The 24,719-nt window shown below is 73.1% G+C and carries 22 protein-coding genes; 15 read left to right on the plus strand and 7 right to left on the minus strand.

The window, feature by feature from the left end; translation table 11 throughout:
* Positions 1–34 precede the first annotated feature (34 nt).
* Positions 35–1,024: a hypothetical protein gene (locus Q3W68_RS19860; RefSeq protein WP_302906868.1), complete on the minus strand. Its 990-nt coding sequence runs from the start codon at positions 1,022–1,024 to the stop codon at positions 35–37.
* Between the two features lie 181 nt (positions 1,025–1,205).
* On the opposite strand from Q3W68_RS19860, the gene Q3W68_RS19865 reads away from it, so the two are divergent.
* Genes Q3W68_RS19865 through Q3W68_RS19895 form a run of 7 tightly spaced genes read left to right on the plus strand, consistent with a single transcriptional unit; the run spans position 1,206 to position 8,951 of the window.
* Positions 1,206–4,040, plus strand: a complete 2,835-nt coding sequence (locus tag Q3W68_RS19865) for a Na+/H+ antiporter subunit A (RefSeq protein ID WP_302906869.1) — start codon at positions 1,206–1,208, stop codon at positions 4,038–4,040.
* The gene (locus Q3W68_RS19870; protein WP_302906870.1) at positions 4,037–4,504 is read left to right on the plus strand and encodes a Na(+)/H(+) antiporter subunit C; all 468 of its coding nucleotides are present in this window, start codon (positions 4,037–4,039) and stop codon (positions 4,502–4,504) included. Before Q3W68_RS19865 ends, Q3W68_RS19870 begins: the two co-directional genes overlap by 4 nt.
* Entirely contained in the window at positions 4,501–6,072 is a 1,572-nt protein-coding gene (locus Q3W68_RS19875; RefSeq protein WP_302906871.1) for a Na+/H+ antiporter subunit D, read from the plus strand. The genes Q3W68_RS19870 and Q3W68_RS19875 overlap by 4 nt, the downstream gene beginning before the upstream one ends.
* Positions 6,069–6,671, plus strand: coding sequence for a Na+/H+ antiporter subunit E (locus Q3W68_RS19880; RefSeq protein WP_302906872.1), 603 nt, complete (start codon positions 6,069–6,071; stop codon positions 6,669–6,671). Before Q3W68_RS19875 ends, Q3W68_RS19880 begins: the two co-directional genes overlap by 4 nt.
* Positions 6,668–6,931, plus strand: a complete 264-nt coding sequence (locus tag Q3W68_RS19885) for a monovalent cation/H+ antiporter complex subunit F (protein WP_302906873.1) — start codon at positions 6,668–6,670, stop codon at positions 6,929–6,931. The genes Q3W68_RS19880 and Q3W68_RS19885 overlap by 4 nt, the downstream gene beginning before the upstream one ends.
* Positions 6,928–7,326, plus strand: a complete 399-nt coding sequence (gene mnhG / locus Q3W68_RS19890) for a monovalent cation/H(+) antiporter subunit G (protein ID WP_302906874.1) — start codon at positions 6,928–6,930, stop codon at positions 7,324–7,326. The genes Q3W68_RS19885 and mnhG overlap by 4 nt, the downstream gene beginning before the upstream one ends.
* A 32-nt stretch (positions 7,327–7,358) precedes the next feature.
* Complete coding sequence (locus Q3W68_RS19895) at positions 7,359–8,951, plus strand: amidohydrolase (RefSeq protein WP_302906875.1); 1,593 nt, start codon at positions 7,359–7,361, stop codon at positions 8,949–8,951.
* Between the two features lie 43 nt (positions 8,952–8,994).
* Here Q3W68_RS19895 and Q3W68_RS19900 read toward each other — a convergent pair whose 3' ends face one another.
* The 5 genes from Q3W68_RS19900 to Q3W68_RS19920 form a co-directional block, all read right to left on the minus strand.
* Positions 8,995–10,701: an exo-alpha-sialidase gene (locus Q3W68_RS19900; RefSeq protein WP_302906876.1), complete on the minus strand. Its 1,707-nt coding sequence runs from the start codon at positions 10,699–10,701 to the stop codon at positions 8,995–8,997.
* A gap of 182 nt (positions 10,702–10,883) precedes the next feature.
* On the minus strand, positions 10,884–11,882 hold the full coding sequence (locus Q3W68_RS19905) for a helix-turn-helix transcriptional regulator (RefSeq protein ID WP_302906877.1): 999 nt from the start codon (positions 11,880–11,882) through the stop codon (positions 10,884–10,886).
* 116 nt (positions 11,883–11,998) lie between these two features.
* Positions 11,999–12,493: a hypothetical protein gene (locus Q3W68_RS19910; RefSeq protein ID WP_302906878.1), complete on the minus strand. Its 495-nt coding sequence runs from the start codon at positions 12,491–12,493 to the stop codon at positions 11,999–12,001.
* 59 nt (positions 12,494–12,552) lie between these two features.
* Positions 12,553–13,515 carry a hypothetical protein gene (locus Q3W68_RS19915; RefSeq protein WP_302906879.1) on the minus strand — a complete coding sequence of 321 codons (963 nt, stop codon included), beginning with the start codon at positions 13,513–13,515 and terminating at the stop codon, positions 12,553–12,555.
* 123 nt (positions 13,516–13,638) lie between these two features.
* The gene (locus Q3W68_RS19920) at positions 13,639–14,370 is read right to left on the minus strand and encodes a FadR/GntR family transcriptional regulator (protein WP_302906880.1); all 732 of its coding nucleotides are present in this window, start codon (positions 14,368–14,370) and stop codon (positions 13,639–13,641) included.
* 276 nt (positions 14,371–14,646) lie between these two features.
* Here Q3W68_RS19920 and Q3W68_RS19925 point away from each other — a divergent pair, with 276 nt between their 5' ends.
* The 8 genes from Q3W68_RS19925 to Q3W68_RS19960 are packed head-to-tail and all read left to right on the plus strand — an operon-like array spanning position 14,647 to position 23,679.
* Complete coding sequence (locus Q3W68_RS19925) at positions 14,647–16,134, plus strand: ABC transporter substrate-binding protein (protein ID WP_302906881.1); 1,488 nt, start codon at positions 14,647–14,649, stop codon at positions 16,132–16,134.
* Positions 16,135–16,188: 54 nt separating this feature from the next.
* On the plus strand, positions 16,189–17,145 hold the full coding sequence (locus Q3W68_RS19930) for an ABC transporter permease (protein ID WP_302906882.1): 957 nt from the start codon (positions 16,189–16,191) through the stop codon (positions 17,143–17,145).
* A complete protein-coding gene (locus Q3W68_RS19935; RefSeq protein ID WP_302906883.1) occupies positions 17,145–19,103 on the plus strand; it encodes a dipeptide/oligopeptide/nickel ABC transporter permease/ATP-binding protein in 1,959 nt (652 codons plus the stop codon). Before Q3W68_RS19930 ends, Q3W68_RS19935 begins: the two co-directional genes overlap by 1 nt.
* Entirely contained in the window at positions 19,100–20,167 is a 1,068-nt protein-coding gene (locus tag Q3W68_RS19940) for an ABC transporter ATP-binding protein (protein ID WP_302906884.1), read from the plus strand. The genes Q3W68_RS19935 and Q3W68_RS19940 overlap by 4 nt, the downstream gene beginning before the upstream one ends.
* Positions 20,164–21,102, plus strand: a complete 939-nt coding sequence (locus Q3W68_RS19945) for a dihydrodipicolinate synthase family protein (RefSeq protein ID WP_091425187.1) — start codon at positions 20,164–20,166, stop codon at positions 21,100–21,102. The genes Q3W68_RS19940 and Q3W68_RS19945 overlap by 4 nt, the downstream gene beginning before the upstream one ends.
* Before the next feature lie 2 nt (positions 21,103–21,104).
* Positions 21,105–22,034, plus strand: a complete 930-nt coding sequence (locus Q3W68_RS19950; RefSeq protein ID WP_302906885.1) for an ROK family protein — start codon at positions 21,105–21,107, stop codon at positions 22,032–22,034.
* Positions 22,031–22,720 (plus strand): N-acetylmannosamine-6-phosphate 2-epimerase, encoded by a 690-nt coding sequence (locus Q3W68_RS19955; protein WP_302906886.1) that lies wholly within the window; start codon positions 22,031–22,033, stop codon positions 22,718–22,720. Before Q3W68_RS19950 ends, Q3W68_RS19955 begins: the two co-directional genes overlap by 4 nt.
* The gene (locus Q3W68_RS19960; protein WP_302906887.1) at positions 22,711–23,679 is read left to right on the plus strand and encodes an acetylxylan esterase; all 969 of its coding nucleotides are present in this window, start codon (positions 22,711–22,713) and stop codon (positions 23,677–23,679) included. The genes Q3W68_RS19955 and Q3W68_RS19960 overlap by 10 nt, the downstream gene beginning before the upstream one ends.
* Here the strand turns inward: Q3W68_RS19960 and Q3W68_RS19965 are convergent.
* A complete protein-coding gene (locus Q3W68_RS19965) occupies positions 23,676–24,719 on the minus strand; it encodes a polyprenyl synthetase family protein (protein ID WP_302906888.1) in 1,044 nt (347 codons plus the stop codon). The genes Q3W68_RS19960 and Q3W68_RS19965 overlap by 4 nt on opposite strands.

The following is a 24,719-nucleotide window of genomic DNA, read 5'->3' on the forward strand; positions in this document are numbered from 1 at the left end:
GGGCCGGCACCGGACGCCGGCCCACCGCAACAGCCTAGGCGGCCGGCCCGCGTGCGCCGCCGGTCATCCCCGCGACTGTGGTTCCGCCGTCGATCACCAGCGCCGGGCCGGTCCGCGGCCCGCCCCGGACGCCGCGGGTCAGCAGCTGCGCCGTCCGTGCCGGGTCGTCGCCGGCGGCCACCTGATCGAGTACGCGCAGCCAGCGCTCCCCGTGGGCGTCGGTGAAGCCGGTGCCGACGACGGCGATCCGGCGGCCGATGACCGTGCCGGGCGCGGCGTGACCGCCCGGATCCGTCGACCCGATCGCCGGTCCCTCGGGCACTCCGGCAGGTTCGGCGCGGCCCTCGGCGGCGACGACGAGATCCGGCGAGCCGCACCGCACCGCCCGTACCGACCCGGCTCGGTCCACGTCGAGGATCGTGGCGCGCAGGTGGCCCGCCGGGGCGAGGTCGCGGACCACCTTCTCCAGCGCGTCGACCAGGTGCGGCACTGTGCGCCGCGGTCCGGCGGCGGCCCGGTGGAACGCCTGCTCGATCGCCCGGCGTGCGGCGGGCGTGTCCAGCGCGGCGCCGGTGACGGTGCCGAGCAGGACGCGCAGCCCGCCGCCGCGGACCGGGACGGCGGCGCCGATCTCCCCGGCGGTGCCGCAGATCGCCAGCGCGGCGCTCCGGGGACCGGCGGGCACGGTGAACACCGCGACGTCCGGCGGCGCGGCGGCCCGCGCCACGGTGGCGGTCCGCGTCCGGCGGCGGGCCCAGGCCAGGACCGGCACCGCGGCCAGGCTGGCCGCCGAGGCGAGCAGCGCCTGCGGATCACTGCGGTGGCCGGGGATCACCGGTACGACGACTGACAGCGCGACCAGCACGCCCGCCCAGGCCGACACCAGGGCCGCCGTCCGGGGCCGGGCCGAGACGCCGAGCAGGCCGGGCAGCAGCACCCAGCCGAGCGGCGTGCTGACCTCGGCGAGGCCCATCAGCATCGCGTTCCCGGTGGTGCCCGCCAGGGCGGCTCGCATCGGCAGCACGCCGACCACCCTATCGGGGCGCCCGCCGGACGCCGATCGTGTACCGGGCAGAGTGAATCTCACTCCTTACCCGAAACAGAGCGGAGCCGACACGACACGTTCGCGTGATTCTCTCGACATACCGCCTCGCCACATCGCCGGTTAGGGTTGACGTACCGCAGGTCGATCTTGAGGAGTGTGTGTGCTGGTTCTGGTGGCGGTCCATGCGTTCGCAGCCTTGACCGCCCCCGTGCTGGTACGACTACTCGGTCGGCGGGCTCTCTATCTGCTGGCGACCGTCCCGGCGGCGGCGCTGATCTGGGCGGTGACCCGTACCGAGCCGGTCCGCGCGGGCCAGCCCGTCGTCGAGACCGTCACCTGGGTGCCGCAGCTCGGTCTGGAACTCGCGCTGCGCATGGGCACGCTGTCCTGGCTGCTGGTGCTGCTCGTCGGTGGGGTCGGCGCCCTCGTGCTGGCCTACAGCGCGCGCTACTTCCGCTCCGACGATCCCGGCCTCGGCCGGTTCGCCGCGGTGTTCGTCGCGTTCGCCGGCGCGATGCTCGGCCTGGTCGTCTCCGACGACCTGCTGCTGCTCTACGTGTTCTGGGAACTCACCACCGTCTTCTCCTACCTGCTGATCGGCAGCGACCCGACCAAACGGGCCAGCCGCCGCGCGGCGATGCAGGCCCTGCTGGTGACCACACTGGGCGGCCTGGCGATGCTCGCCGGTTTCGTCATGCTCGGCCAGCACGCCGGCTCGTACCGGTGGTCGGAGATCGCCGGGAACCTGCCCGAGGGCGGTTACCTCACCGTCGCGCTGGTGCTCGTCCTGCTCGGCGTGACCAGCAAGTCCGCGATCTTCCCGTTCAGCTTCTGGCTGCCGCGCGCCATGGCCGCGCCCACGCCGGTCAGCGCGTACCTGCACGCCGCGGCCATGGTGAAAGCGGGCGTGTTCCTGGCCGCGCTGATGGGCCCCGCGGTGGGCCAGGCCACCGTGTGGCGCGGCGTCCTGCTGGCCGGCGGCCTGATCACCCTGTTCCTCGGCGGCTGGACGGCGCTGCGGCAGGTCGACCTGAAGCTGCTGCTGGCGTACGGCACCGTGAGCCAGCTCGGCCTGCTCATGGTCGTCCTCGGCGCGGGCACCCGCGACACCGCACTGGCCGGCGCCGCGATGCTGCTCGCACACGCCCTGTTCAAAGCCACACTGTTCCTCGTCGTGGGCGTCGTCGACCACGTCACCGGCACCCGCGACCTGCGTGAGCTCAGCGGCCTGGGCCGCCGCGCACCGGTGCTGGCGGCGGTCGCCGGACTCGCGGCCGCATCCATGGCGGGCCTGCCGCCGCTGATCGGCTTCGTGGCCAAGGAGGCCGCCCTGGAGGCGTTCCTGCACGGCGGCACGACCGAACTGCTGGTGCTCGCCGGAGTGGTGACCGGCTCGGCGCTGACCGTCGCGTACACCGCGCGCTTCCTCTGGGGCGCGTTCGCCGCGAAGCCCGGCGTGGCCGAGACCCGCCCGCACCGGATCGAGCCGGCCTTCATCGGCCCCGCGGCGGTGCTCGCCCTCGCCGGTCTCGCGGTCGGTGTCCTCGCCCCGGCGGTGGACCGGGTGCTGGCCCCGTACGCCGACCAGTTCCCGGCCGCCGACCCCGGCTACCACCTGGCCCTCTGGCACGGGCTGACCCCGGCGCTCGGCCTGTCGGCGCTCGCCGTGGCGGGTGGCCTCGGGCTGTTCCTGCTGCTGCACCGGCGCCGGCCGTACCTGCCGCGGCTGCCCTTCGACGGCGCCAGCGGCTACGACCGGCTGGCCGGCGCGGTCGACCGCGCGGCGGTGGAGCTGACCGGCGCCACCCAGCGCGGCTCGCTGCCGTTCTACCTGGGCGTCATCCTGCTGGTCCTGGTCGTGCTGCCGGGCGGCGCGCTGCTCGCCGGCGCGCCGTGGGCCCGGCGGTTCCAGCTCTGGGACACCCCGTTGCAGGCCGTCGCCGGCGCGGTCATCGTCGTCGCGGCGCTGGTGGCCGCGCGTGCCCGCCGCCGGCTGACGGCGATGATCCTGGTCGGCGTGACCGGCTACGGCACGGCGCTGATGTTCATCCTGCACGGCGCGCCCGACCTCGCGCTCACCCAGTTCCTGGTGGAGACCGTAACGATCGTGATGTTCGTGCTGGTGCTGCGCCGGCTGCCGCGCCGGTTCTCGGCCCGCCCGATCCGCGCCACGCGGCGGTTCCGCGTCGCGCTCGGCGTCGCCGTCGGCGTGGTCACCGCCGGCATGGCGTACGTGGCCGCGGGCAGCCGGACCGCGACGCCGATCTCGGTCGGCTTCCCGGACGAGGCCGTGTCCTACGGCGGCGGCAAGAACGTGGTCAACGTGACGCTCGTCGACATCCGGGCCTGGGACACGATGGGCGAGATCGCCGTGCTGGTGGTGGCCGCCACCGGTGTGGCCAGCCTGATCTTCCGTCGCACCCGCGCGCTCGACCTGCGCAGCGGCATCCCCGGGGTCGGCCGGCAGAACTCGTCGCGTCCGCGCTGGCTGACCAGCGGCGCGACCTCCCGGCAGCAGTCGGTCATCCTCCAGGTGGTCACCCGGCTGCTCTTCCACGCCATCCTGCTGTTCTCGATCTACCTGCTCTTCTCCGGCCACAACGCCCCCGGCGGCGGCTTCGCCGCCGGGCTGGTCGCCGGGCTGGGGCTCGCCGTGCGGTACCTGGCGGGCGGGCGTACCGAACTCAACGGCGCCGCGCCCGTGGACGCCGGCCTGGTGCTCGGCGCGGGGCTGTTCGTCGCGGTCGGCACCGGCGTGGCCGCGATGCTGCTGGGCGGCGAGTTCCTCCAGAGCGCGACGCTCGACTTCCACCTGCCGTTGCTGGGCCACGTGCACTTCGTGACGTCGGTCTTCTTCGACGTCGGCGTCTACCTCATCGTGGTCGGCCTCGTCCTGGACATCCTGCGCAGCCTGGGCGCCGAGATGGACCGCCAGGAGGAGGTCGACGAACAGGAGACCGAGCCGGCCGGCGTACGGGAAGAGGAGCTGGTATGAGCCCGAACATCCCCAACCTGGTCTACGTCGTGGTCATCGGCGTCCTGTTCGCCACCGGCGTCACCCTGCTGCTGGAACGCAGCCTCACCCGTGTCCTGATGGGGGTCATCCTGCTCGGCAACGGCGCGAACCTGCTGCTGCTCACCGGCGGCCGGGCCGGTGGCCCGCCGATCGTCGGCACCACCGCCCAGGAGGACATGTCCGACCCGCTGCCGCAGGCGATGGTGCTGACCGCGATCGTGATCACGCTCGGCATGACCGCGTTCCTGCTCGCGCTGGCCTACCGGAGCTGGCACCTCAACGGGCACGACGAGGTGCAGGACGACGTCGAGGACCGCCGGATCATGGAGCTGGCCGACCGGGACGAGGGCCCGGGCACCTCGGACTCGGACACCGTCGACGCCGCCGACGGCAGCCCCGAGGCCCGGGTGCTCGCCGCGGGTGAGGCGGAGGCCGTCCGATGACCTGGCTCGTTCCACTGCCGGTGGTGATGCCGCTGCTCGGCGCCGCCCTCACCCTGCTGCTCGCCCGCCGGGCCCGCGCCCAGCGGTGGGTGAGCATCATCGTGCTCGCCGCCACCGTCGCGGTGGCCGCGATGCTCCTGGTCCGCTCCTCGCTGGACGGCCCGCTCGTGGTGGAGGTGGGCGGCTGGGTGGCGCCGATGGGCATCGTGCTCGTCGCCGACCAGCTCGCCGCGCTGATGCTCGTGGTGTCCGCCTCGGTCACCCTCTGCGTGCTCGTCTACTCCATCGGGCAGGGCATGGCCGACGGCAACGAGGAGACGCCGCTGTCGGTCTACCACCCGACCTACCTGGTGCTGACGGCGGGCGTCTGCAACGCCTTCCTCTCCGGCGACCTCTTCAACCTCTACGTCGGCTTCGAGATCCTGCTGGTGGCGAGCTACGTGCTGCTGACGCTCGGCAGCACCGAGACGCGGATCCGGGCCGGCACCACGTACGTCGTGGTCAGCCTGCTCTCGTCGCTGATCTTCCTGGTGGCGATCGGCCTGGTCTACTCCGCCACCGGCACGCTGAACCTGGCGCAGCTCGCCGATCGCCTCGACGCGTTGCCCGACGACATCCGCCTGGTGCTGCAGGGCATGCTGCTGCTCGCGTTCGGGATCAAGGCGGCGGTGTTCCCGCTGTCGGCGTGGCTGCCGGACAGCTACCCGACCGCGCCCGCCCCGGTCACTGCGGTCTTCGCCGGCCTGCTCACCAAGGTCGGCGTGTACGCAATCATCCGCACCGAGACGCTGCTGTTCCCCGGGGGCCGCACCGCCGACCTGCTCATGGTGGTGGCGGCCCTGACCATGGTGGTGGGCATCCTCGGCGCGGTGGCCCAGTCGGACATCAAGCGGCTGCTGTCGTTCACGCTGGTCAGCCACATCGGCTACATGCTGTTCGGGGTCGGGTTGACCACCCCGCTCGGCCTGTCCGCGGCGATCTTCTACGTGGTGCACCACATCACCATCCAGACCACGCTGTTCCTCGCCGCCGGCCTGGTGGAACGGCGCGGCGGCAGCACCGCGCTGGACCGCCTCGGCGGGCTGGCCCGGCTGTCGCCGATGCTGGCCGTGCTGTTCTTCGTGCCCGCGCTGAACCTGGCCGGCATACCACCGTTCTCCGGGTTCCTCGGCAAGCTCGGCCTGGTCCAGGCCGGCGTCGACGACGGCGGGTTCCTGGCCTGGTCGCTCGTCGCCGGGGGACTGCTCACCAGCCTGCTCACGCTCTACGCCATCGCCCGGGTGTGGAACCTCGCCTTCTGGCGGGCCCCGCACGCGGACATGCCGGAACCCGGTGACGCCGACCAGGCGGCCCGCACCGACGGCGCCGAGCAGCCGCACGACGGCCCGGCGCCGGCCGGGGCGGTGCTGCCCCGGCTGATGACCGTGTCCACCGCCGCCCTCGTGGTGCTCGGCCTGGCGCTGACGGTGGTGGCCGGGCCGCTGTTCGACATCAGCACCGACGCCGCCGACGACCTGTTGCGCCGCGCCCCGTACGTCGAGGCCGTGTTCCCGGAGGGACCGCCGTGACCAGTCAGCCGAAAGCGCCACTGACCCGCCGTGACCGCTGGCGCAACCGGGCCATCGCGGTGACCGGCCTGGTCACCGTCTGGGTGCTGTTGTGGGGCACCTTCAGCTGGGCCAACGTGCTCAGCGGACTCGTGGTCGCGACCGTGCTGCTGGTGGTCTTCCCGCTGCCCCCGGTCACGTTCGCCGGCCGGATCCGGCCGGTGCCGCTGCTGCGGTTCGTGGTCCGCTTCCTGTACGACCTGGTGGTGGCGTCCGCGCAGGTGGCCTGGCTGGCCGTCCGGTCCCAGCACCCGCAGTCGGCGATCATCGCGGTGCCGCTGCGGGTCAACACCGACCTCAACCTCACCCTCAACGCCGAGGCCCTGTCGCTGGTGCCGGGCAGCCTGATCCTGGAGGCCGACCGGGGCACCGGCACGCTCTACGTGCACGTCATCGGCATCCGCAGCCTCGACGAGGTGGAGCGCTTCCGGCAGAGCGTGCTGGAGCTGGAGGAGCGCATCGTCGCCGCCGTCGGCTCGGCCGAGGAGCTGAGCCTCATCCGTCGATCCGTACCCACCGGCCCGTCCGGGTCGGTCGACCTGGAAGGAGCACCGACGTGACCGTCGTCGCCGTGATCGTCACCGCGCTGCTCGTCGCGGCCGGTGGGCTCACCCTCGTCCGCATCATCCGCGGGCCGTCGATCCTCGACCGGGCCGTCGCCACCGACGTGCTGCTCGCCGTCGCGGTCGCGGCCATCGCCACCGAGGCGGCCTACAGCCGGGACGCCACAGCGCTTCCGGTCCTGGTGGTCCTCGCCCTCGTCGGGTTCGTCGGCTCGGTGAGCGTCGCCCGGTTCGCGTCCCGGAGAAGCTCGAAGTGATGGTCGACGCGATCCTCGACACCGTAGCCGGCATCTGCCTGATCGCCGGCGCCCTGCTCTGCCTCGCCGCGGGCATCGCGCTGGTCCGCTTCCCGGACGTGCTGTCGCGGATGCACGCGGCCGCCAAGCCGCAGGTGCTCGGACTGCTGCTGGTGCTGCTCGGCTGCGCGCTGCGGCTGCGTACCGGGGTGGACATCACCACGCTGGTCCTGGTCGGCCTGTTCCAGCTCGCCACCGCCCCGGTCGCGGCGCACATGGTCGGACGGACCGCGTACCCGCACGACGACATCCGGCGCGATCTGCTGATCACCGACGAGCTGGCCGGCCACATCGACCGGCTCCGCGCGGACCGGGCCGGTGAGCCGGAGGAGACGTCGCCGGTCCGCACGTCCTGAGACTTCCGTACGAGCGCCGAGGCAGGGAGCCCATGAGCGGCACGGTCTACGAGAACGCCCGCATCCACACGATCGACCCGGACCGCCCGTACGCCGAGGCGATGCTGGTCCGCGGCGAGCGGATCGTCGCCGTCGGTGACCTCGCCGAGTGCCGGGACCGGGCCGGCGGCGGCGCGCGCCGGGTCGACCTCGGCGGGATGGCCGTGCTGCCCGGGCTGATCGACAGTCACATCCACGCGGCCTCCTACGTGCGCGGGCTGGACCAGGTGGACCTGCGCGGCACGGCGAGCCTCGACGAGGCGCTGACCCGGATCGCGCGGCACGCCGCCACGCTGCCGCCGGACGCCTGGCTGCTCGGCGGCGGGTGGGACAGCAACAAGTGGACGCGGCCGGTGCAGCCGACCCGCACCGACCTGGACCGGGTCTGCCCGGACCGGCCGGCGGCGCTGCCCAGCATCGACGGCCACACCATCTGGGTGAACACCGCCGCCCTGGCCCGCCTCGGCATCGACGCCGGCACCCCCGATCCGCCCGGCGGGCAGATCGCGCGGGACGAGCACGGCGAGCCGACCGGTATCCTGCGCGAGGCGGCGGCCGACGCGGCGTACGCGGTGGTGCGCTCCCCGCACGCCGGTGACCTGGTCACGCAGCTGCGCACCCACCTGCCCCGGCTGCTCGCCGCCGGGCTCACCGGCATCCACGACCTCGACGGGCAGGACGCCCGGGCCGCCTACGAGACGCTGTACGCGCGCGGCGAGCTGCCGCTGCGGGTGCACAAGACGATCCCCGCCACGGCCCTGGACGAGGCGATCGACAGCGGCTGGGCCACCGGGGACGGGGACCGCTGGCTGAGCACCGGCCCGGTGAAGATCTTCACCGACGGCGCGCTCGGCTCACACACCTGCCTGATGACCGAGCCGTACGACGGCGAGCCCGGCAACCACGGCATCGCCGTCACCCCGGCGGAGGAGTTCGAGCGGCTGCTGGCGACCGCCGCCGGGGCGGGGATCGCGGTGGCCGCGCACGCCATCGGCGACGCGGCGAACCGGATGGTGCTGCGGGCGTACGCGCGCTGGCGGGAGTCGGCCGATCCCGGCGCGGTGGCGCGGCTGCGGCACCGGATCGAGCACACCCAGCACCTGCTGCCGGACGACGTTCCGCTGCTCGCCCGCTCCGGCGTGATCGCCTCGATGCAGCCCACGCACTGCACCAGCGACATCCCGCTCACCAGCCGGATGCTCGCGGGCCGGGGCCTGGCCTCGTACGCCTGGCGCAGCCTGCTCGACGCCGGGGCGACAGTGGCGTTCGGGTCGGACGCCCCGGTGGAGGACCCCGACCCGTTCTTCGGCATCCACGCCGCGGTGACCCGGCAGCAGCCCGACGGCACCCCGCCCGGCGGCGTCGACCCGCACGAGCGGCTCGACCTGGACACGGCGTTGCGCTGCTTCACCGAGGCGGGCGCGTACGCCTCCTACGAGGAGCACCTGAAGGGCCGGTTGCGCCAGGGCATGCTCGCCGACTTCATCGTGCTGCCCACCGACCCGTACCGGGTCGACGCGGCGGAGCTGCGCGACCTGACCGTGGCGCTGACAGTGGTCGGCGGCGTGGTCCGCTGGCAGCGCTGACCGTGTCCCGCCCGGACACCGCTGTCCGGGCGGGACACGGCTCTCAGGCGCCCTTCACCCAGTCGAGGCTGAACCGGGCGAAGTAGATGCCGCCGGTGTTGCCCACCTCGTACAGGTTGCCGACGGTGCCGTCGGCCAGGACCGCCATCGTCGAGTAACCGGCGGCGCCGGGCTTGACCAGCGCCCGCGCCGGCCAGGTCGCGCCGTCGTCGGTGGACAGCCGTACGGTGAGGTCGTTGCGCGCGGTCGGGTGGGCGTTGTTGCTGAACAACGCGGTGCGGGTGCGCACCGGCGCCCGGTTCGCGCCGACCTCCGACGGGCGCAGGTAGGACATCTCGTCGGCGTTGCAGAGCGGGTCGGTCAGCACGGTGCTCGCCGTCGCCGTACCGAACGTCGCCGCTCCGTCGGTGGAGGTGGCGTAGAACCGGCTGCGGGTCGAGTTGTGCCGCATGTTCTGCACCACCGCGCCGGTGCCGCGCTCGATCGCCTTGCTCTCGTTGATGTTTCCACCGGCGGACCCGCCGCGCCGCCAGGTCGCGCCGTGGTCGTCGCTGTAGATGTTGGCGGCGTGGCTCGTGCCGGCTGCGTTCCGGTAGGCGATCGGCTGGATCAGGCGGCCGGTGCTGGTCTGGATGCCGTGGCCGGAGGAGAAGAACGCCTGCTGCCAGGACGGGTCCTTGACCGCCGGGTTCAGCTCCACCGGAGCGCTCCAGGTGGCGCCGTTGTCGCGGCTGGTGATGTAGCGCAGGTGCATGCTGTTCGGGTCGTCGGCCGTGTTCAGACCGGTCCCGGCGGACCAGAAGCTGATGCCGGGCCGGGGGGAGTAGGTGAAGAAGCAGTAGACGACGCCGGTGTCGCGGTCGACGAGCAGGCTGGGGTCGCCGACGCCCTCGCTGGTGGTGGGCGGGGCGTGGATGACGCGGGGCTGCTCGAAGGTGCGCCCGCCGTCGGTGCTGCGGATCATCACGATCTGGATGTTGTTGGTGCCGCCGCCGAGGTCGTACGAGCCGTTGACCCGGGCGTCGGCCACGGCGATGACGGTGCCGTTGTTGGTGACGGCCAGGCCGGGGATGCGGACCGAGGCGACGGTGCCGTCGTACCGGCCGTTCGCACCGTTGAGGCCGCGGATCACGGTCTGCGTGGTCAGCAGCGTCGTGGTGGTCATCTGCGGGTTGCCGGCGCCGAGGTCGCAGGAGGTGGTGCCGCGCAGGGTGGTGTCGAAGCCCGGCGCGGTGACCCGCAGCGTGTACGGGGTGCCGGCGCCGACGGTCCAGTAGTGCAGGAAGTTGCCGCCGGCGGCGACGGTGCGGGTCCACGGCGAGCCGGTGCGTCCGGGCCACGTGACCGTGAAGTCCCGGGCGGTGGTGGTGCGGTTCTCCAGGGCGAGCTGGAGGCGGCCGTTCGTGCAGTCGAAGCCGGCCAGCGCGGACATGCCGGTGCCGCAGTGGAAGATGCCGCTGGTGGTGTCGTCCAGGCCGGTCGGGGTGGTGGTGCGCAGCGTGTACGGCGTGCCGGGGGACAGCGTCCAGTACAGCTCGGCGCTGCCACCGGCGGCGACCGTGCGGGTCCACGGCGAGCCGGAACGACCCGGCCACGTGACGGTGTAGGTCTGCGTCGTGGTGCTGCGGTTGTCGAGGTCGAGCAGCAGCCGGCCGGCGGCGCAGTCGGCGCCGACGGTGGCGGTCACACCGGCGGGGGCGGCCTGGGCCGCGGTGGCGGGCAGTACGGAGAGCAGCGTGAGGGCGGCCACCGCGAGGACGGTTGCGCGGCGCGGTATGGCGCGGCGAGGGGACACGTGGTTCCTTTCGGGACGGGGGAGGGGGAATCGGACTAGCTATAAGACGTCAGATGTCCGATGTCTGCACGCTAGGCGGATTCACCCCGGCCCGTCAAGGATCGGTTCCGGTCGACGTCCGTCCCGCTCGGCAGCGGTCAGCGGTCCGGCCCGGGTGTCTCGCCGAGCAGTGCCTCGCCCATGGCGGTGAGCCGGTGCAGCACCAGGTTGCCGTGCCGCTGGCTGGTGATCAGCCCGGCCTCGCGCAGGATGGTGGTGTGATGGCTGGTGGTGGCCGGCGAGATGCGGGCACGTCGCGCCAGCTCGCCGGTGGTGGCGCCGCTCGCGGCGGCGCGCAGGACCGCCACCCGGGTGTGGCCCAGCAGCGGACCGAGCCGGCGTTGCGGGCCGGCAGGCGGCATCGGCTCCGGTCGCTGCCGGCGCGCCGGATAGACGAGCGTCGGCGGCAGCTCGGGGTCGGCCAGCGTGATCGGCGCGTGCCAGCAGAAGTACGACGGGACCAGCGTGATGCCCCGGCCGTCGAGATGCATGTCCCGGTCCTCGGGGTAGCCGTGCACGGACAGCACCGGCGGATCCCAGGAGGTCTCCGGGCTCAGGTCGTCGAGGATCTGCCCGGCGCCGTTGTCGAGGACCCAGGTCCCGCGCAGCGCGCGGTCGCCGGAGACGGCTGAGGTGATCTGCGTCCAGTACGGAGCGAGCGCGACCCGGAAGTAGGCGCGCAGCGCGTCGCCGAGGCCGTGCCGGGCCGCGAGCCGGCCGGCAGCCAGATCGCTCATCCACGCGCCGTCGACGGGCGTCACCATCCGCCCGAGTTCGGTGCGGATCCGCCGGGCCGGGGTGCCGAGCACCCGGTCGATCCCCTCGTCGAGGTCGGTGACCGGGCCGGGCGTGAGGAAGTCCGGGAAGTACCGCTTGAGCGGCGCGACGGGCAGCAGCCGCTCGCGGACGACGGGGACGAGGCCGGCGCGCTCCAGGTCCGGTCGGATCTGCCGGTGCCACAGCGCGTAACCCGCGTAGCCGGCCCGGGTCTGGAGGCGGTGCAGGCTACAGATGATCTCCCACAGTGGATCCGGCCGGGCCGCCAGCCGGGTGCGGCTGAGGTCCCCGGCGGTGAAGTGGATGCGTAGCGTCCCCATGACACACAGTGTTCCGACGCCTGCCGCCGCGCTCAGTCTCGTCCGCGACATTGACATATGTCACTGAATTGGGTGCGGGTGGGGCGGCAGCCGTCCGGCTGCCGCCCCGCGGTGTCTCAGCCCGCGCTGCAGCTCGTGCGCCACCGGTGGGAGGCGATGTTGTCGTTCGCGTTGTCCATGTAGCCGTCCCGGTTGGAGCCCCAGCTGAACCAGACGCCGGTGAGGTCGTCCCACGCGTCGCCCGCGCCGAGGCAGGCGTACGCGCCGGTGTAGTTGGGGTGGATGTAGAGGGCGACCGGCCGGCCGCCGTTCGAGTCGTTCCAGGCCGAGGACGCCAGGTTGCGCATGCTGGCCCGGTTGTTGTTGTCGCAGTTGGCGTTCTCCGCCGTGTTGATCGTGTCCCAGTTGGTGTCGGCGTTGTACCACCAGCACCACCGGCCCTCCCAGTAGGCGTCCTGGCTGACGTACAGGTAGCCGCTGCCCGCGGCGGCACGCTGCGTCGCGTCCGCGTGTGGGGTCGGCCGGGGCGCGGCCTGGGCGGCGGTGGCGGTGAAGGCCAGCGCGGCTGCCGCCGCGACCACTGTGGCCAGCGCGGACCGTACTGCTCTCATGGTGTTTCCCTCCGGTCGGGTCCTGCCGTGGCGGGCCGCCACGGAAGTCGTGGGGTGGGTCAGCCGGCGGCCAGCACGGCGCGCGCCCGCGGCAGCGCGGCCGCCTCCAGGCGGAGCCGTTCGGCGACCTCGGTGTGGAACCGCCGGTCGAGGGCGCGGCGATGCTCGGCGTCGAGCCGCCGGGCGAGCCGGCCGAACCCGGTGCGGGCCGCGCAGGTCGCCTCGGTCACCGCCAGCCTGATCTCGCCGGCTGAAGCGGCGCCAGCAGCCGGCTCGGGCACCGACACGCGGGCCGATGCGGGGTCGGCGACGTCGTGCCCGGCGGCGCGCATGCACCGCCGCCACTCGGCCACCCCGCCGGCGTAGCGGGGGTCGGCGAGCACCCGGCCGACGCGCAGTCCGGCCAGGTTGTCCGTGATCCTGGTGACGCGGTACCAGCCGGGCAGGTCGCGATAGAGCTGCCGCTCCGCCTCGGACGTGCAGCTGTGACTGCTGCGGCGCACCGTCCCGCCGCCCGGCAGCGTCGCGCGCAGGGCGTCGGGCTCGCCGGGGTCGCCGTTGACCGCGCGTACGGCGGCGGCGCCGCGCTCCTGGGGCAACTCCCGGACGTACCGCGTGTTCGGGTCGGCCGCCATCGCCTCCTGGAGGCGGCGTTCCAGGGCGCCGCCGTAGCCGTACCGGCGGGCGTAGGAGACGTCGTCGAGGACGTACGGGAACTCGCGCAGCTCCGGCACCGGCTGCCGGGGCGCCGGCCAGTAGTGGAAGCCGCGACGCTGCATGCAGTCGCGGATCAGCACCTGCGTGGCGGCGTACCGCATCTCAGCGGGTGTGCCGGAAGCGGGCGCGGCGGAAGCGGGCGGGACCGGCGCGGCGGTGGCACCCGCCGCAGGCGCGCGGTGACTCTCGGGCGGCGGCGCGATGTCCGGGCGTGCCCCCAGCGCCCCGGCCACCGCCGCCGCGAGGGCGGCGGGGACCGCGAGGGCGTACCACCATGACCGCGCTCGGCGCGACACCACCGCCATGACATGCACCTCGGCCGTCCGGGGCGCCGGATGCGCCCGTCAGAGGACAGCTTCGGCACGGGACGTGCCCCGGGACAGAGACCTTCGATCAGGCTCGAACGACAGGTCCCGGCGTACGGTGGATCAGGGCTGCGCGGCGCGGGCGATGCTCGCCCGGATGGGTGCGTAGTGCTCGGCGACGGCCGAGCGCAGCGCCGTCACGTCGGCGGCGGTGAGGGCGGCAACGATCGCCTGGTGCCGCTGAGCGGTGATCACGCGGTCCTCCGGCTCGGTCTGCAGTGTGGGCGCGACGATGGCCTGCACCTGCCAGAACGCCTCGGTCAGCTGGACCAGCAGGTCGTTGCCCAGGGGTTCCATCAGCTTCAGGTGGAACGCGCGGTCGACGTCGAGGAAGTCCTCGCCCCGGGCGGCCCGGCTGTGCATCTCGTCGGCGAGTGCGGACAGCTCCGACCGGTGCTGCTCGTCGAGGGCGTCGATGACGGTGGCGGCGAGGCCCTGCTCCAGCGTCTGGCGGACGTCGACGACCTGGGCCAGTACGCGGTGGTCGTCCTCGCCGCTGAGCAGCCCCCGGAACGTCAGGCTCTCCACCAGGGCGTTGAGCGACATCCGGCCGACGAACGTGCCGTGGCCGTGGCGCACCTCGACGATGTCGAGCGCGGAGAGGATCTTGACGGCCTCGCGGACGCTGGAGCGGCTGGCGCCGACGGCCTCGCACAGTTCCGTCTCGGTGGGCAGGAGGTTCCCCGGCTTCAGGCGGTTGCGCAGGATGTACTCCTTGATCCTGGTGGCGACCTCCTGCCGGCGAGGGCTCGGCCGCTCGGCGCCGCGTAGCGGACTGGCGTCAATGGTCGTCATCTGCCCCTTGCCCTTCGTTCCCGAATCTGACACCCTCACCCTACCGGCATCAGACGTCAGACGTCATACACCTTATGCTTCACATCCCCGAGCGCGAGCGGTCACGCGAGCGCATGAAGAGCCTATGGAGGCAGCTACGTGAGCACCACCGGTAAGCCGTCGGGGAGCCGGCGCGTCCTGCGAGGCCGCGCCCGCTCCCTGGCCGTCGCCTCCCTCGCGGGAGGCCTCGCGGTCGCGCTGGCGGCCTGCAGTGGCGGTCCCGCCTCGACGAACGCCGTGGGCGACGGGAAGGGGGGCACGTCCATCGAGGCCACGCTGGCCTTCACGCTCTCCAGCGGTTTCGATCCCGGCAACGCCTCCTCGGCCGTGGCGACAGCGGTCAACCAGCACGTCTTCGAGGGCCTCGTCGACCTCGACCCGATCACGCGGGAACCCTACAACGCCCTGGCCAAGAGCGACCCGACCCCCGGGGCCGACGGCCTGACCTACACCGTCGCGCTGCGTGACGGGGCGAAGTTCTCCGACGGCACCCCGGTCACCGCCGAGGACGTGGCCTGGTCCTTCACCCGCGTGCTCAAGCCCGCGGACCCGAAGGCACCGCCGCTGATGCAGGGCTTCGTGTCGTTCCTCGACACCGTCACCGCCAAGGACGCGACGACCGTCGAGTTCAAGCTCAAGTACCCGTTCGCCCTGTTCAGCGAGCGCATCTCGGTCATCAAGGTCGTCCCCAAGGCCAAGACCGCCGACGCGGCCGCGGCCAAGGCGTTCGACACCGCCCCGATCGGCTCGGGGCCGTTCAAGGTGGACAGCGCGTCCAAGGAGTCCGGCGTCAAGCTGAGCAAGAACGCCAACTACAACGGCCCGCGCGCCGCCAAGGTCGAGACGATGACGTGGAACACCACCACCGAGGCGTCGGCCCGCGTGTCGGACCTGCAGGGCGGGCGCGTACAGGCCATCGAGGCCGTGCCGTACCTGAACGTGGACTCGCTCAAGGACAAGTACACGATCGACGTGAAGCAGGCCTTCAACCAGGTCTTCCTCATGTTCAACAACGAGGCCGCGCCGTTCAGTGACAAGCGGGTCCGCCAGGCCCTGCACTACGCCATCGACAAGGACGCGGTCATCAAGACCGCGCTCAACGGCTACGGCAGCCCGGCGACCAGCTACCTCGACGACGGCAACAAGGACTACCAGAAGGCCGCCACCGTCTACGACTACAACCCGGACAAGGCCAAGGCCCTGCTGAAGGAAGCCGGCGTCACCAACCTGTCGTTCCGGCTCGACACCACCGACAGCTCGGTGGTCAAGGACGTCGCCCCGCTGGTCATCGAGCAGTGGAAGAAGATCGGCGTCAACGCCACGCTGAACACCGTGCCGTCCTCGGCCATCTACGGCGACATCGTCCCCAAGGACACCTTCCGGGTGCTCATGGCCACCGGTGACCCGAGCGTCTTCGGCGTCGACACCGACCTGCTGATGCGCTGGTTCTACTACGGCGAGACCTGGCCGGGCCAGCGCTACCGCTGGAGCGACGCCAACCGCAAGGCCATGGGCGACCTGCTGGACAAGGCCGCCCAGACCTCCGACGAGGCGGCCCGCAAGGCGCTGTGGAAGCAGGCCCTGGACATGGTGGCGGACGAGGCCCCGCTCTACCCGATCCTGCACACCAAGGTCGTCACCGCGTACGACCCGGCCAAGGTCGACGGGTTCTCCGGCGCCGCGACCACCGGCCTGTACTTCCTGGGCACCGGCCGGACCGGCTGAGCCCACGCTCGGGGCTCCGGCCCCGCAGACGTCCCGCCACGAGAAAGAGAATCCATGCTGACCGTCCTGAACCTGGTCGCACGACGATTCCTGACGCTGATCCCCCTGGTGCTGGGCATCACGCTCTTCGTCTTCGTGATCATGCAGTTCTCCCCGATCGACCCGGCGTTGTCAGTCCTCGGTGACCAGGCCACGCCGGCGCAGGTCGAGGCGTTCCGCGCCGCCAACGGCCTGAACGACCCGCTGCCACTGCGCTACCTGCACTTCCTCGGCGACCTCGTTCGCGGCGACCTCGGCATGACGTTCCCGCCGTCCGTCCCGGTCTCCGAGAAGATCGCCATGGCGCTGCCGCTGACCATCCAGCTCACCGCGCTGGGCGTCGTGGGCGCGCTCGTCATCGCGCTGGCGCTCGGCATCCCGGCCGCCCTGTACCGCGACCGCTGGCCCGACCAGGTGATCCGCGTGGTCTCCATGGCCGGCATCGCCACGCCCTCGTTCTGGCTGGCCCTGCTGTTCATCCAGGAGTTCTCGGTCCGGCGCCCGATCTTCCCGACCGGCGGCTACGTGAACCCCGCCGACTCGGTCGGCCTCTGGTTGCAGTCGCTCGCCATGCCCGCGCTGGCGCTGGCCGTGCCGGTCGGCTGCTCGCTGGCCCGCATCGTCCGCACGTCCATGGTCGAGGAACTCGACAAGGACTACGTCCGCACCGCGATCGGCGCCGGGCTGCCGCCCCGCGTGGTGGTCGGCCGCAACGTACTCCGCAACGCGCTGGTCAACCCGCTCACCGCGCTCGGCCTGCGGATCGGCTACCTCATCGGCGGCACCGTCGTCATCGAGGCCATCTTCTCGCTGCCCGGCATGGGCACCCAGATCATGAGCGCCGTCCAGCAGAACGACACCGCGCTCGCCCAGGGGACCGTCCTGACCATCGCCCTCGGCTTCGTCGTGGTGAACCTGGTCGTCGACGTCCTCTACCTCTTCGCCAACCCCCGACTGCGCGGAGGCCACTGATGCGCCGGTCCCTCACCACCCGGCTCTCTCGCCCCGGGATGGCCTTCGCCCGGCTCGGTCTCGCGGCCCGGTTCGCGCTCGGCTTCGTCGCGCTCATCGTGGTGGTGGGCGTGCTCGCCCCGCTGCTGCTGCGTCACGACCCCACCCAGACCGGTCTCGGGCCGGCGCTCACCGGCCCGAACGGCGACTTCTGGTTCGGCCTGGACAAGCTCGGCCGCGACGTCTTCTCCCGGCTGGTGGCCGGCACCCGCCGCTCCCTGATCGTCGGCTTCGGCGCGGCCGGCATCGCGCTGGTGCTCGGCGCGATCCTCGGCGCCGTCGCCGGAAGCAGCCGCACCGCCGTCGACGAGGTCATCATGCGCTTCCTCGACGTGGTGATGGCGTTCCCCGCGATCGTGCTCTCCGCGCTGCTGATCATCTCGTTCGGCAAGAACAGCCTGCTGGTCCTCGTGCTCGCGATCGCCTTCGTGTTCACCCCGTCCGTCGCCCGCATCGTCCGCGCGAACGTGCTCTCCCAGTACGGCGAGGACTACGTGGCCGCCGAGCGCATCATCGGCGCCCGCCGGCCGCACATCCTCTGGCGGCACGTCCTGCGCAACTGCGCCGCCCCGATCCTGGTCTTCGTCACCGTCATGGTGGCCGACGCGATCGTCTTCGAGGCGTCCCTGTCCTTCATCGGCGGTGGTCTCGCCCCGCAGGAGGCGGCCTCCTCGTGGGGCTCGGTGATCGCGTTCGGCAAGGAGATGGTGCAGATCGGCGGCTGGTGGGCCACGTTCTTCCCCGGCCTGCTGATCCTGCTCACCGTGCTGGCGCTCAACGTGCTCTCCGAGGGCATGTCCGACGCGTGGGCCGCTCCGGCGGCACGCCGCGCCACGTCCACCACCAGCGGTGACGCGCTGGAGCAGGCGAAGCCCGGAACCGGTGAGATGGTCGAGCTCCCCGGTCTCGCCGAGGCGGCCCGCCGGCTGCGCGAGCGCGCCCGCCCGCTGCCGCAGGGCAAGCCGGTCCTTCAGGTCAGCAACCTGTCCATCGGCTTCGAGGGGCGCCACCGCGGCGTCGACATCGTCGACGGGCTCTCCTTCGACGTACGCCCCGGCGAGGTCGTCGGCCTGGTCGGCGAGTCGGGCTCGGGCAAGTCGCTCAGCGTCCTGGCCGTGATGGGCCTGCTGCCGCAGGGCGCCCGGGTACGCGGCGAGATCCGCTTCCAGGACACGAACCTGCTGAAGCTGAACGCCAAGGGCCGCCGCGCCCTGATGGGGCGCGAGATCGCCATGGTCTACCAGGACGCGCTCTCGGCGCTGAACCCGGCGCTGCGCGTCGGCGCCCAGCTCGGCCAGATGGTCCGGCGCGGTGGCACCCGCTCGGCCGAGGAACTGATGCGGCTGGTCGGACTGGACCCGCAGCGCACGCTCGCCGCGTACCCGCACGAGCTGTCCGGTGGGCAGCGGCAGCGCGTGGTGATCGCCATGGCGCTGTCCCGCGACCCGAAGCTGATCATCGCGGACGAGCCGACCACGGCGCTCGACGTCACGGTGCAGGCCCAGGTGATGAAGCTGCTGCTGGACCTGCGCGAGCGGCTCGGCTTCGCCCTCATCCTGGTCAGCCACGACCTCGCCCTGGTCAGCGACGTCTCCGACCGGGTCGTGGTGATGTACGGCGGGCAGATCGTGGAGACCGGTGTGACCGCCGACGTGATGGAGGCGCCCGCCCACCACTACGCCCGCGGGCTGCTCGGTTCCGTCCTGTCCCTGGAGACCGGCGCGGAACGGCTGACCCAGATCCGCGGCGTCGTGCCGTCACCGGCCGACTTCCCGAAGGGCTGCCGGTTCTCCGACCGCTGCCCGATGGCGACCGACATCTGCCGGGACACCGCACCCGCACTGGAGGGCACGGACGGCCACGGCTACGCCTGCCACCACCCCGCCGTCACCGTGAGCGAGAAGGAGCCGGCCCGATGAGCGCCACCGCCGAGCACCGGCCGATCGCCGAGCTGAGCGACGTGCACGTGGTGCACGCCGCGCGCGGCGGCGGCATGTTCAGCCGGGAGAAGGTCTACGCCCTCACCGGCGCCGACCTGGTGATCCGGGCCGGCGAGACGGTCGGCATCGTGGGCGAGTCCGGCTGCGGCAAGTCCACGCTCGCAAAGGTCCTCGTGGGCCTGCAACGGCCGACCAGCGGCACGGTGTCCTTCGCCGGCAAGGACGTGTGGTCGATGAGCGCCGCCGAGCGGCGCGAGCACATCGGCGCCGGCGTCGGCATGATCTTCCAGGACCCGGCCACGTCGCTGAACCGCCGCATGCCGGTACGCGACATCCTGCGCGACCCGCTCGACGTGCACCGCCGGGGCACCCGGCAGCAGCGCGAGCAGCGGGTATCCGAGCTGATGGCCCTGGTGGGCCTGCCCCGCTCGGTCGCCGACGTGCTGCCCAGCCAGCTCTCCGGCGGCCAGCGCCAGCGGGTGTCCATCGCCCGCGCACTGGCCCTGGAACCGGGGCTGGTCATCGCCGACGAGCCGACGAGCGCGCTCGACGTGTCGGTACGGGCCCAGATCCTCAACCTGCTGCTGGACCTCAAGGACCGGCTCGGGCTGGCCATGGTGCTGGTCTCGCACGACATCCAGACCGTCAAGCGGGTCAGCGACCGGGTCGTCACCATGTACCTGGGCCGGATCGTCGAGCAGACCCCCGCCGACCTGCTGCCCGAGGGCGGCCGGCACCCGTACACCCGGGCGTTGTTCTCGGCCACGCCGGGCCTGCTGTCACCGATCGATCCCATTCCGCTGGTCGGCCCGGTCCCGTCGGCCACCCGGCCGCCGAGCGGCTGCCCGTTCCGGACCCGCTGCTGGGCCGCCACCGACGGCTGCGCCGTGGACATGCCGGCGCCGCGCCCCGCCGAGGGCGAGGGCCACGAGTTCCGGTGCCACCACCCGGTGCCCGCCGGAACCGCGAACACCGAACTGGTCGCGCTCGCCACCCCGGCGACCGGCCGCACCGTATCTGAGTCTGTCGAGGAGAACCTGTGACCACCCCAGCCCCGCGGTTCGCCGGAGTCGTGCCGCCGGCCGTGACCCCCCTGACCGAGGAGGGCGAGGTCGACGTCCGCTCCCTGGAACGGCTGGTCGAGTGGCTGCTCGACGCCGGTGTCGACGGCATCTTCGCCCTCGGCAGCTCCGGCGAGACGGTCTTCCTCACCGACCGGCAGCGGGACCTGGCCCTGGAGACGATCGTGAAGACCGCCGGCGGCGCCGTGCCGGTCATCGCCGGCTGCATCGAACCCACCACCCGCCGGGTGGTGGAGCGGGCCGAGGCGTCCACCCGGCTGGGCGCGGACGGCCTGGTCGTGACCGCGCCGTTCTACGCCATCGTCGGTCCGCACGAGATCGAGCGGCACTTCCGCGCCGTCGCCGCGGCGGTCGAGCTTCCGCTGCTGGCGTACGACATCCCGGTCTGCGTGCACAGCAAGCTCTCCGTCGACCTGCTGACCCGGCTCGCCGCCGAGGGTGTGCTGGCCGGCGTCAAGGACTCCAGCGGCGACGACGTCGCGTTCCGCCAGCTCGCGCTGGCCGTCGCCGAGCACGCGCCGGAGCGCGACTTCAGCCTGCTCACCGGCCACGAGGTCGTGGTCGACGCGATGATGCTCGCCGGTGGCTCCGGCTCGGTGCCGGGACTGGGCAACGTGGACCCGGCCGGATACGTGCGGCTGCACCGCGCCTGCGTGGCCGGCGACTGGACCGCGGCCCGGCGGGAGCAGGACCGGCTGACCCGCCTGTTCCGCATCGTCGACGCGGCCGACCCGGCCACCTCGGCGGGCGCCACCCGGGGCGTCGGCGCGTTCAAGACCGCCCTGGCGCTGCTCGGTGTCATCGCCGGCAACGCGGTGTCGCTGCCGCTGCGGCCGCTCGACGCCGCCGAGACGGGCCGCGTGCGTACCCAGCTGGAACTGGCCGGGCTGCTCTGACCATGCCCGACCTGAGCACGACCGGTCTGGTCGCCGCGCTGGACATCGGCGGCACCAAGACCACCGCCGCCCTGGTCACCGCCGGGGGAGAGGTCGTCGGCCGGCTCACCGCGCCGACGCCTGGCCGCTGCGGCGCCGCCGCGGTGCTCGACACCGCCGCCGGCCTGGTCGAGAAGCTGCGGGCGGAAACGCCGGGCGTCGTACGGGCACTCGGCGTCGGCAGCGCCGGAGTGATCGACAGCGCCTCCGGTCTGGTGCTGTCCGCCACCGACGTGCTGACCGGGTGGACCGGCACGGACCTGCGCGGCGACCTGCGCCGGCGGCTGGGCGTGCCGGTCGCCGTGATCAACGACGTGCACGCCCACGCGCTGGGCGAGGCACGTCACGGCGTGGCGGCCGGGTACGACACGGTGCTCTACGTCGCCGTCGGCACCGGCGTCGGGGCGTCGTTCGTCCTCGGCGACACGGTGCTCGCCGGTGCGCACAGCGCCGCCGGGCACGCAGGGCACCAGCCGTCCCCGTACGCCGGATCGCTGCCCTGCACCTGCGGCGGGCGCGGGCACCTGGAGGCTATCGCCGCCGGTCCCGCGCTCGCGGCTGAGTACGTCCGGCGTACCGGCGGGCCGGTGGCCGACCTGCGGGCCGTCGCCGCGCTCGCCGCGGACGGCGACGAGACGGCCCGGGAGGTCGTCCGGCTGGGCGGCGCAGCCGTCGGTTCGGCCATCGGCGGCCTGGTCAACGTGCTCGACCCCGCCGCCGTGGTGGTCGGCGGCGGCGTCACCGGCCTCGGCGAGCCGTGGTGGCGGGCGCTGCGCGACGCGGTGCCCGCCGAGACGCTGCCCGGCCTGGCCGGCGTGCCGGTCCTCGCCTCCACCCTCGGCCCCGACGCGCCGCTGCTCGGCGCCGCCTCGCTCGCCTGGAAGGTCTCATGAACACGCTCGTCGACCAGCTTCGTCACCGCCTGGTGGTCTCCTGCCAGGCGTACCCGGGTGAGCCCATGCGTGACCCGGACACCATGCGCCGGGTCGCGCTCGCCACCGCGCGCGGCGGCGCCGCCGGCATCCGCGCGCAGGGGCTGGCAGACATCGCGGCGATCCGCGCGGCGGTGGACCTGCCGCTGATCGGGCTCTGGAAGGACGGCGACGACGACGTCTTCATCACCCCGACGCTGGAGCACGCACTCGCCGTCGCCGACGCCGGGGCGCACGTCGTCGCGCTCGACGGCACGTCCCGCCCCCGCCCGGACGGCCGTACGCTCGCCGAGACGATCGCGGCCGTGCACGAGCGCACCGGCGCGCTGGTGATGGCCGACTGCTCCACGTTCGACGAGGGCGTCGCCGCCGCCGCTGCGGGCGCCGACCTGGTCGGGACCACGCTCGCCGGGTACACCGCGTACACCACGAAGGGCGACGGGCCGGACCTGGACCTGGTCGCCCGGCTCGCCGGGGCGGTCGACGTCCCGGTGGTCGCCGAGGGACGCATCCACACCCCCGAGCAGGCGGCGCAGGCGCTGCGGGCGGGCGCGTGGACGGTAGTGGTCGGCACCGCCATCACCCACCCGAGCACCATCACCGGCTGGTTCGCCACCGCCGTACAGGAGGCCGCGTCGTGCCGCTGACCGATCTCGACCTGGCCGGCTGCCTGGCGTACCGGCCGGAGCTGGACGTGCCGGCGGACCTGGACGCGTTCTGGGCGCGCACGCTCGACGGCGGCGACCCGGAGGCGGCGGTCTACGAGCCGGTGGACACCGGGCTGACCCAGATCCGGACGTACGCCGCCACGATCCCCGGTTTCGGCGGCGAGCCGGTACGCGGATGGCTGCACCTGCCCGCCGGGGCCGACGGGCCGTTGCCCTGCGTGGTCGAGTACCTCGGCTACGGCCGGGGGCGCGGCCTGGCGCACGAGAAGCTGTTCTGGGCGGCGGCGGGTTTCGCGCACCTGATCATGGACAGCCGGGGTCAGGGGTGGAGCGCCGCCACCGGCGGCACGCCCGACCCGCACCCCTACCCGGCCGGCACCGTGCCGGGCTTCCTCACCCGGGGCGTCGACGACCCGGCGGAGCACTACTACCGGCGGCTGATCACCGACGCCGTGCGCTTCGCCGAGGCCGCCCGGCGGCACCCGGCCGTCGACCCCGCGCGGGTGGCGGTGACCGGCTTCAGCCAGGGCGGCGGCCTGGCCCTGGCGGCCGGTGCGTTGTGCCCGGACGTCGTGGCGGTCATGCCCGACGTGCCGTTCCTGTGCGACATCCGCCGGGGCGTGCGCGTGGCCGGCCCGGACAGCCCGTACGCCGAGGTCGTCGAATATCTCGCGCTGCACCGCGACCGCGCCGACCGGGTGTTCCGCACCCTGTCCTACCTGGACGCCGCCGTGCTCGCGCCGCGCGCGACCGCGCCGGCGCTGTTCTCCATCGCCCTGCGGGACCAGGTCTGCCCGCCGTCGACCTGCTTCGCCGCCTACCACCGCTACGGCGGCGACAAGGACGTGCGGGTGTACGAGTTCAACGACCACGAGGGCGGCGAGGCGGAGCACCAGGGCGAACAGCTCACCTGGCTGCGGGGGATCCTGGGCGGCTAACTGACGCGCTCCACCACGTAGTCGGTCAGCTCCAGCAGGAAACGGCCGTCCTCGGTGTCGGCCGCGGCGCCCAGCGCCCGCTCACCCTCGCGCCGGGCAGCGAGCGCGAGTTCGCGGGCGCTGCGCCGCGCCGACTCCACACAGTCGTACGCGAGCAGCCGCCCGTGCAGCCAGCGCACCTCGGCGTCGGTGCGCTCCGCCCGGGTGAGGCTCAGCAACCGGACGAGCCGCTCGCGTTCCTCGGGTGTGCACCGCCGCATGAAGTCGATCAGGATCAGCGTGCGTTTGCCCTCCCACAGGTCACCGGCGATCTCCTTGCCGTACCGGGCGTAGTCGCCGGTGAGGTTGAGCGCGTCGTCCTGGATCTGGAACGCCGCGCCCAGATACCAGCCGTACCGGTCGAGCACGTCGACCGCGTTTTCCCGGCCGGTCGCCACGAGGATGCCGGTGCGGCACGGGTAGATGCACGTGTACCAGGACGTCTTCTTCAGGCACATCCGGTAGTAGTCGTCCGCCTCCAGGTCGCACACGTTGTCGCGGATCCAGCCGATCTCGATGGCCTGCCCCTCCAGCGAGTGGCGCATCATCAGCTCGGTCTCGGTGAACAGCCGCCACGCGATGCCGGAGCCGAGCGCCGCCCGGTTCGCGGCCAGCCGCCGCAACGCCAGCAGGTTCGTCATGTTGCCCACGTTCAACGCCACGCCGACGCCGTACTCGGCGTGCAGCGTCCGTCCGCCGCGCCGCTGCTCGCTGGAATCCTGGATGTCGTCGTGGATGAGGAAGGCGTTGTGGAACAGCTCCACCGTCACGGCGGCGTTGAGCCCCACGGCGTCGCCGCCGCCCAACGCCCGGCACGTCGCCAGGCACAAAGCGGCGCGCAGCCCCTTGCCCCACCGGCGCGGATACTCAGCGACCAGGTCGTAGAGGTAGCGCGGGCCGCCGTCGGGCACGTCGTCGAGCAGCGCGCCGAGGGCGAGCCCGCGATAGCGCTCCAGCATCCGTTCCACGTGCCCGCCGGCCACCCCGGTGGTCGGCGCCAT

It is taken from the genome of Micromonospora sp. C28ISP2-4 (assembly GCF_030519385.1).
GTDB classification, from domain to species: domain Bacteria; phylum Actinomycetota; class Actinomycetes; order Mycobacteriales; family Micromonosporaceae; genus Micromonospora; species Micromonospora tulbaghiae.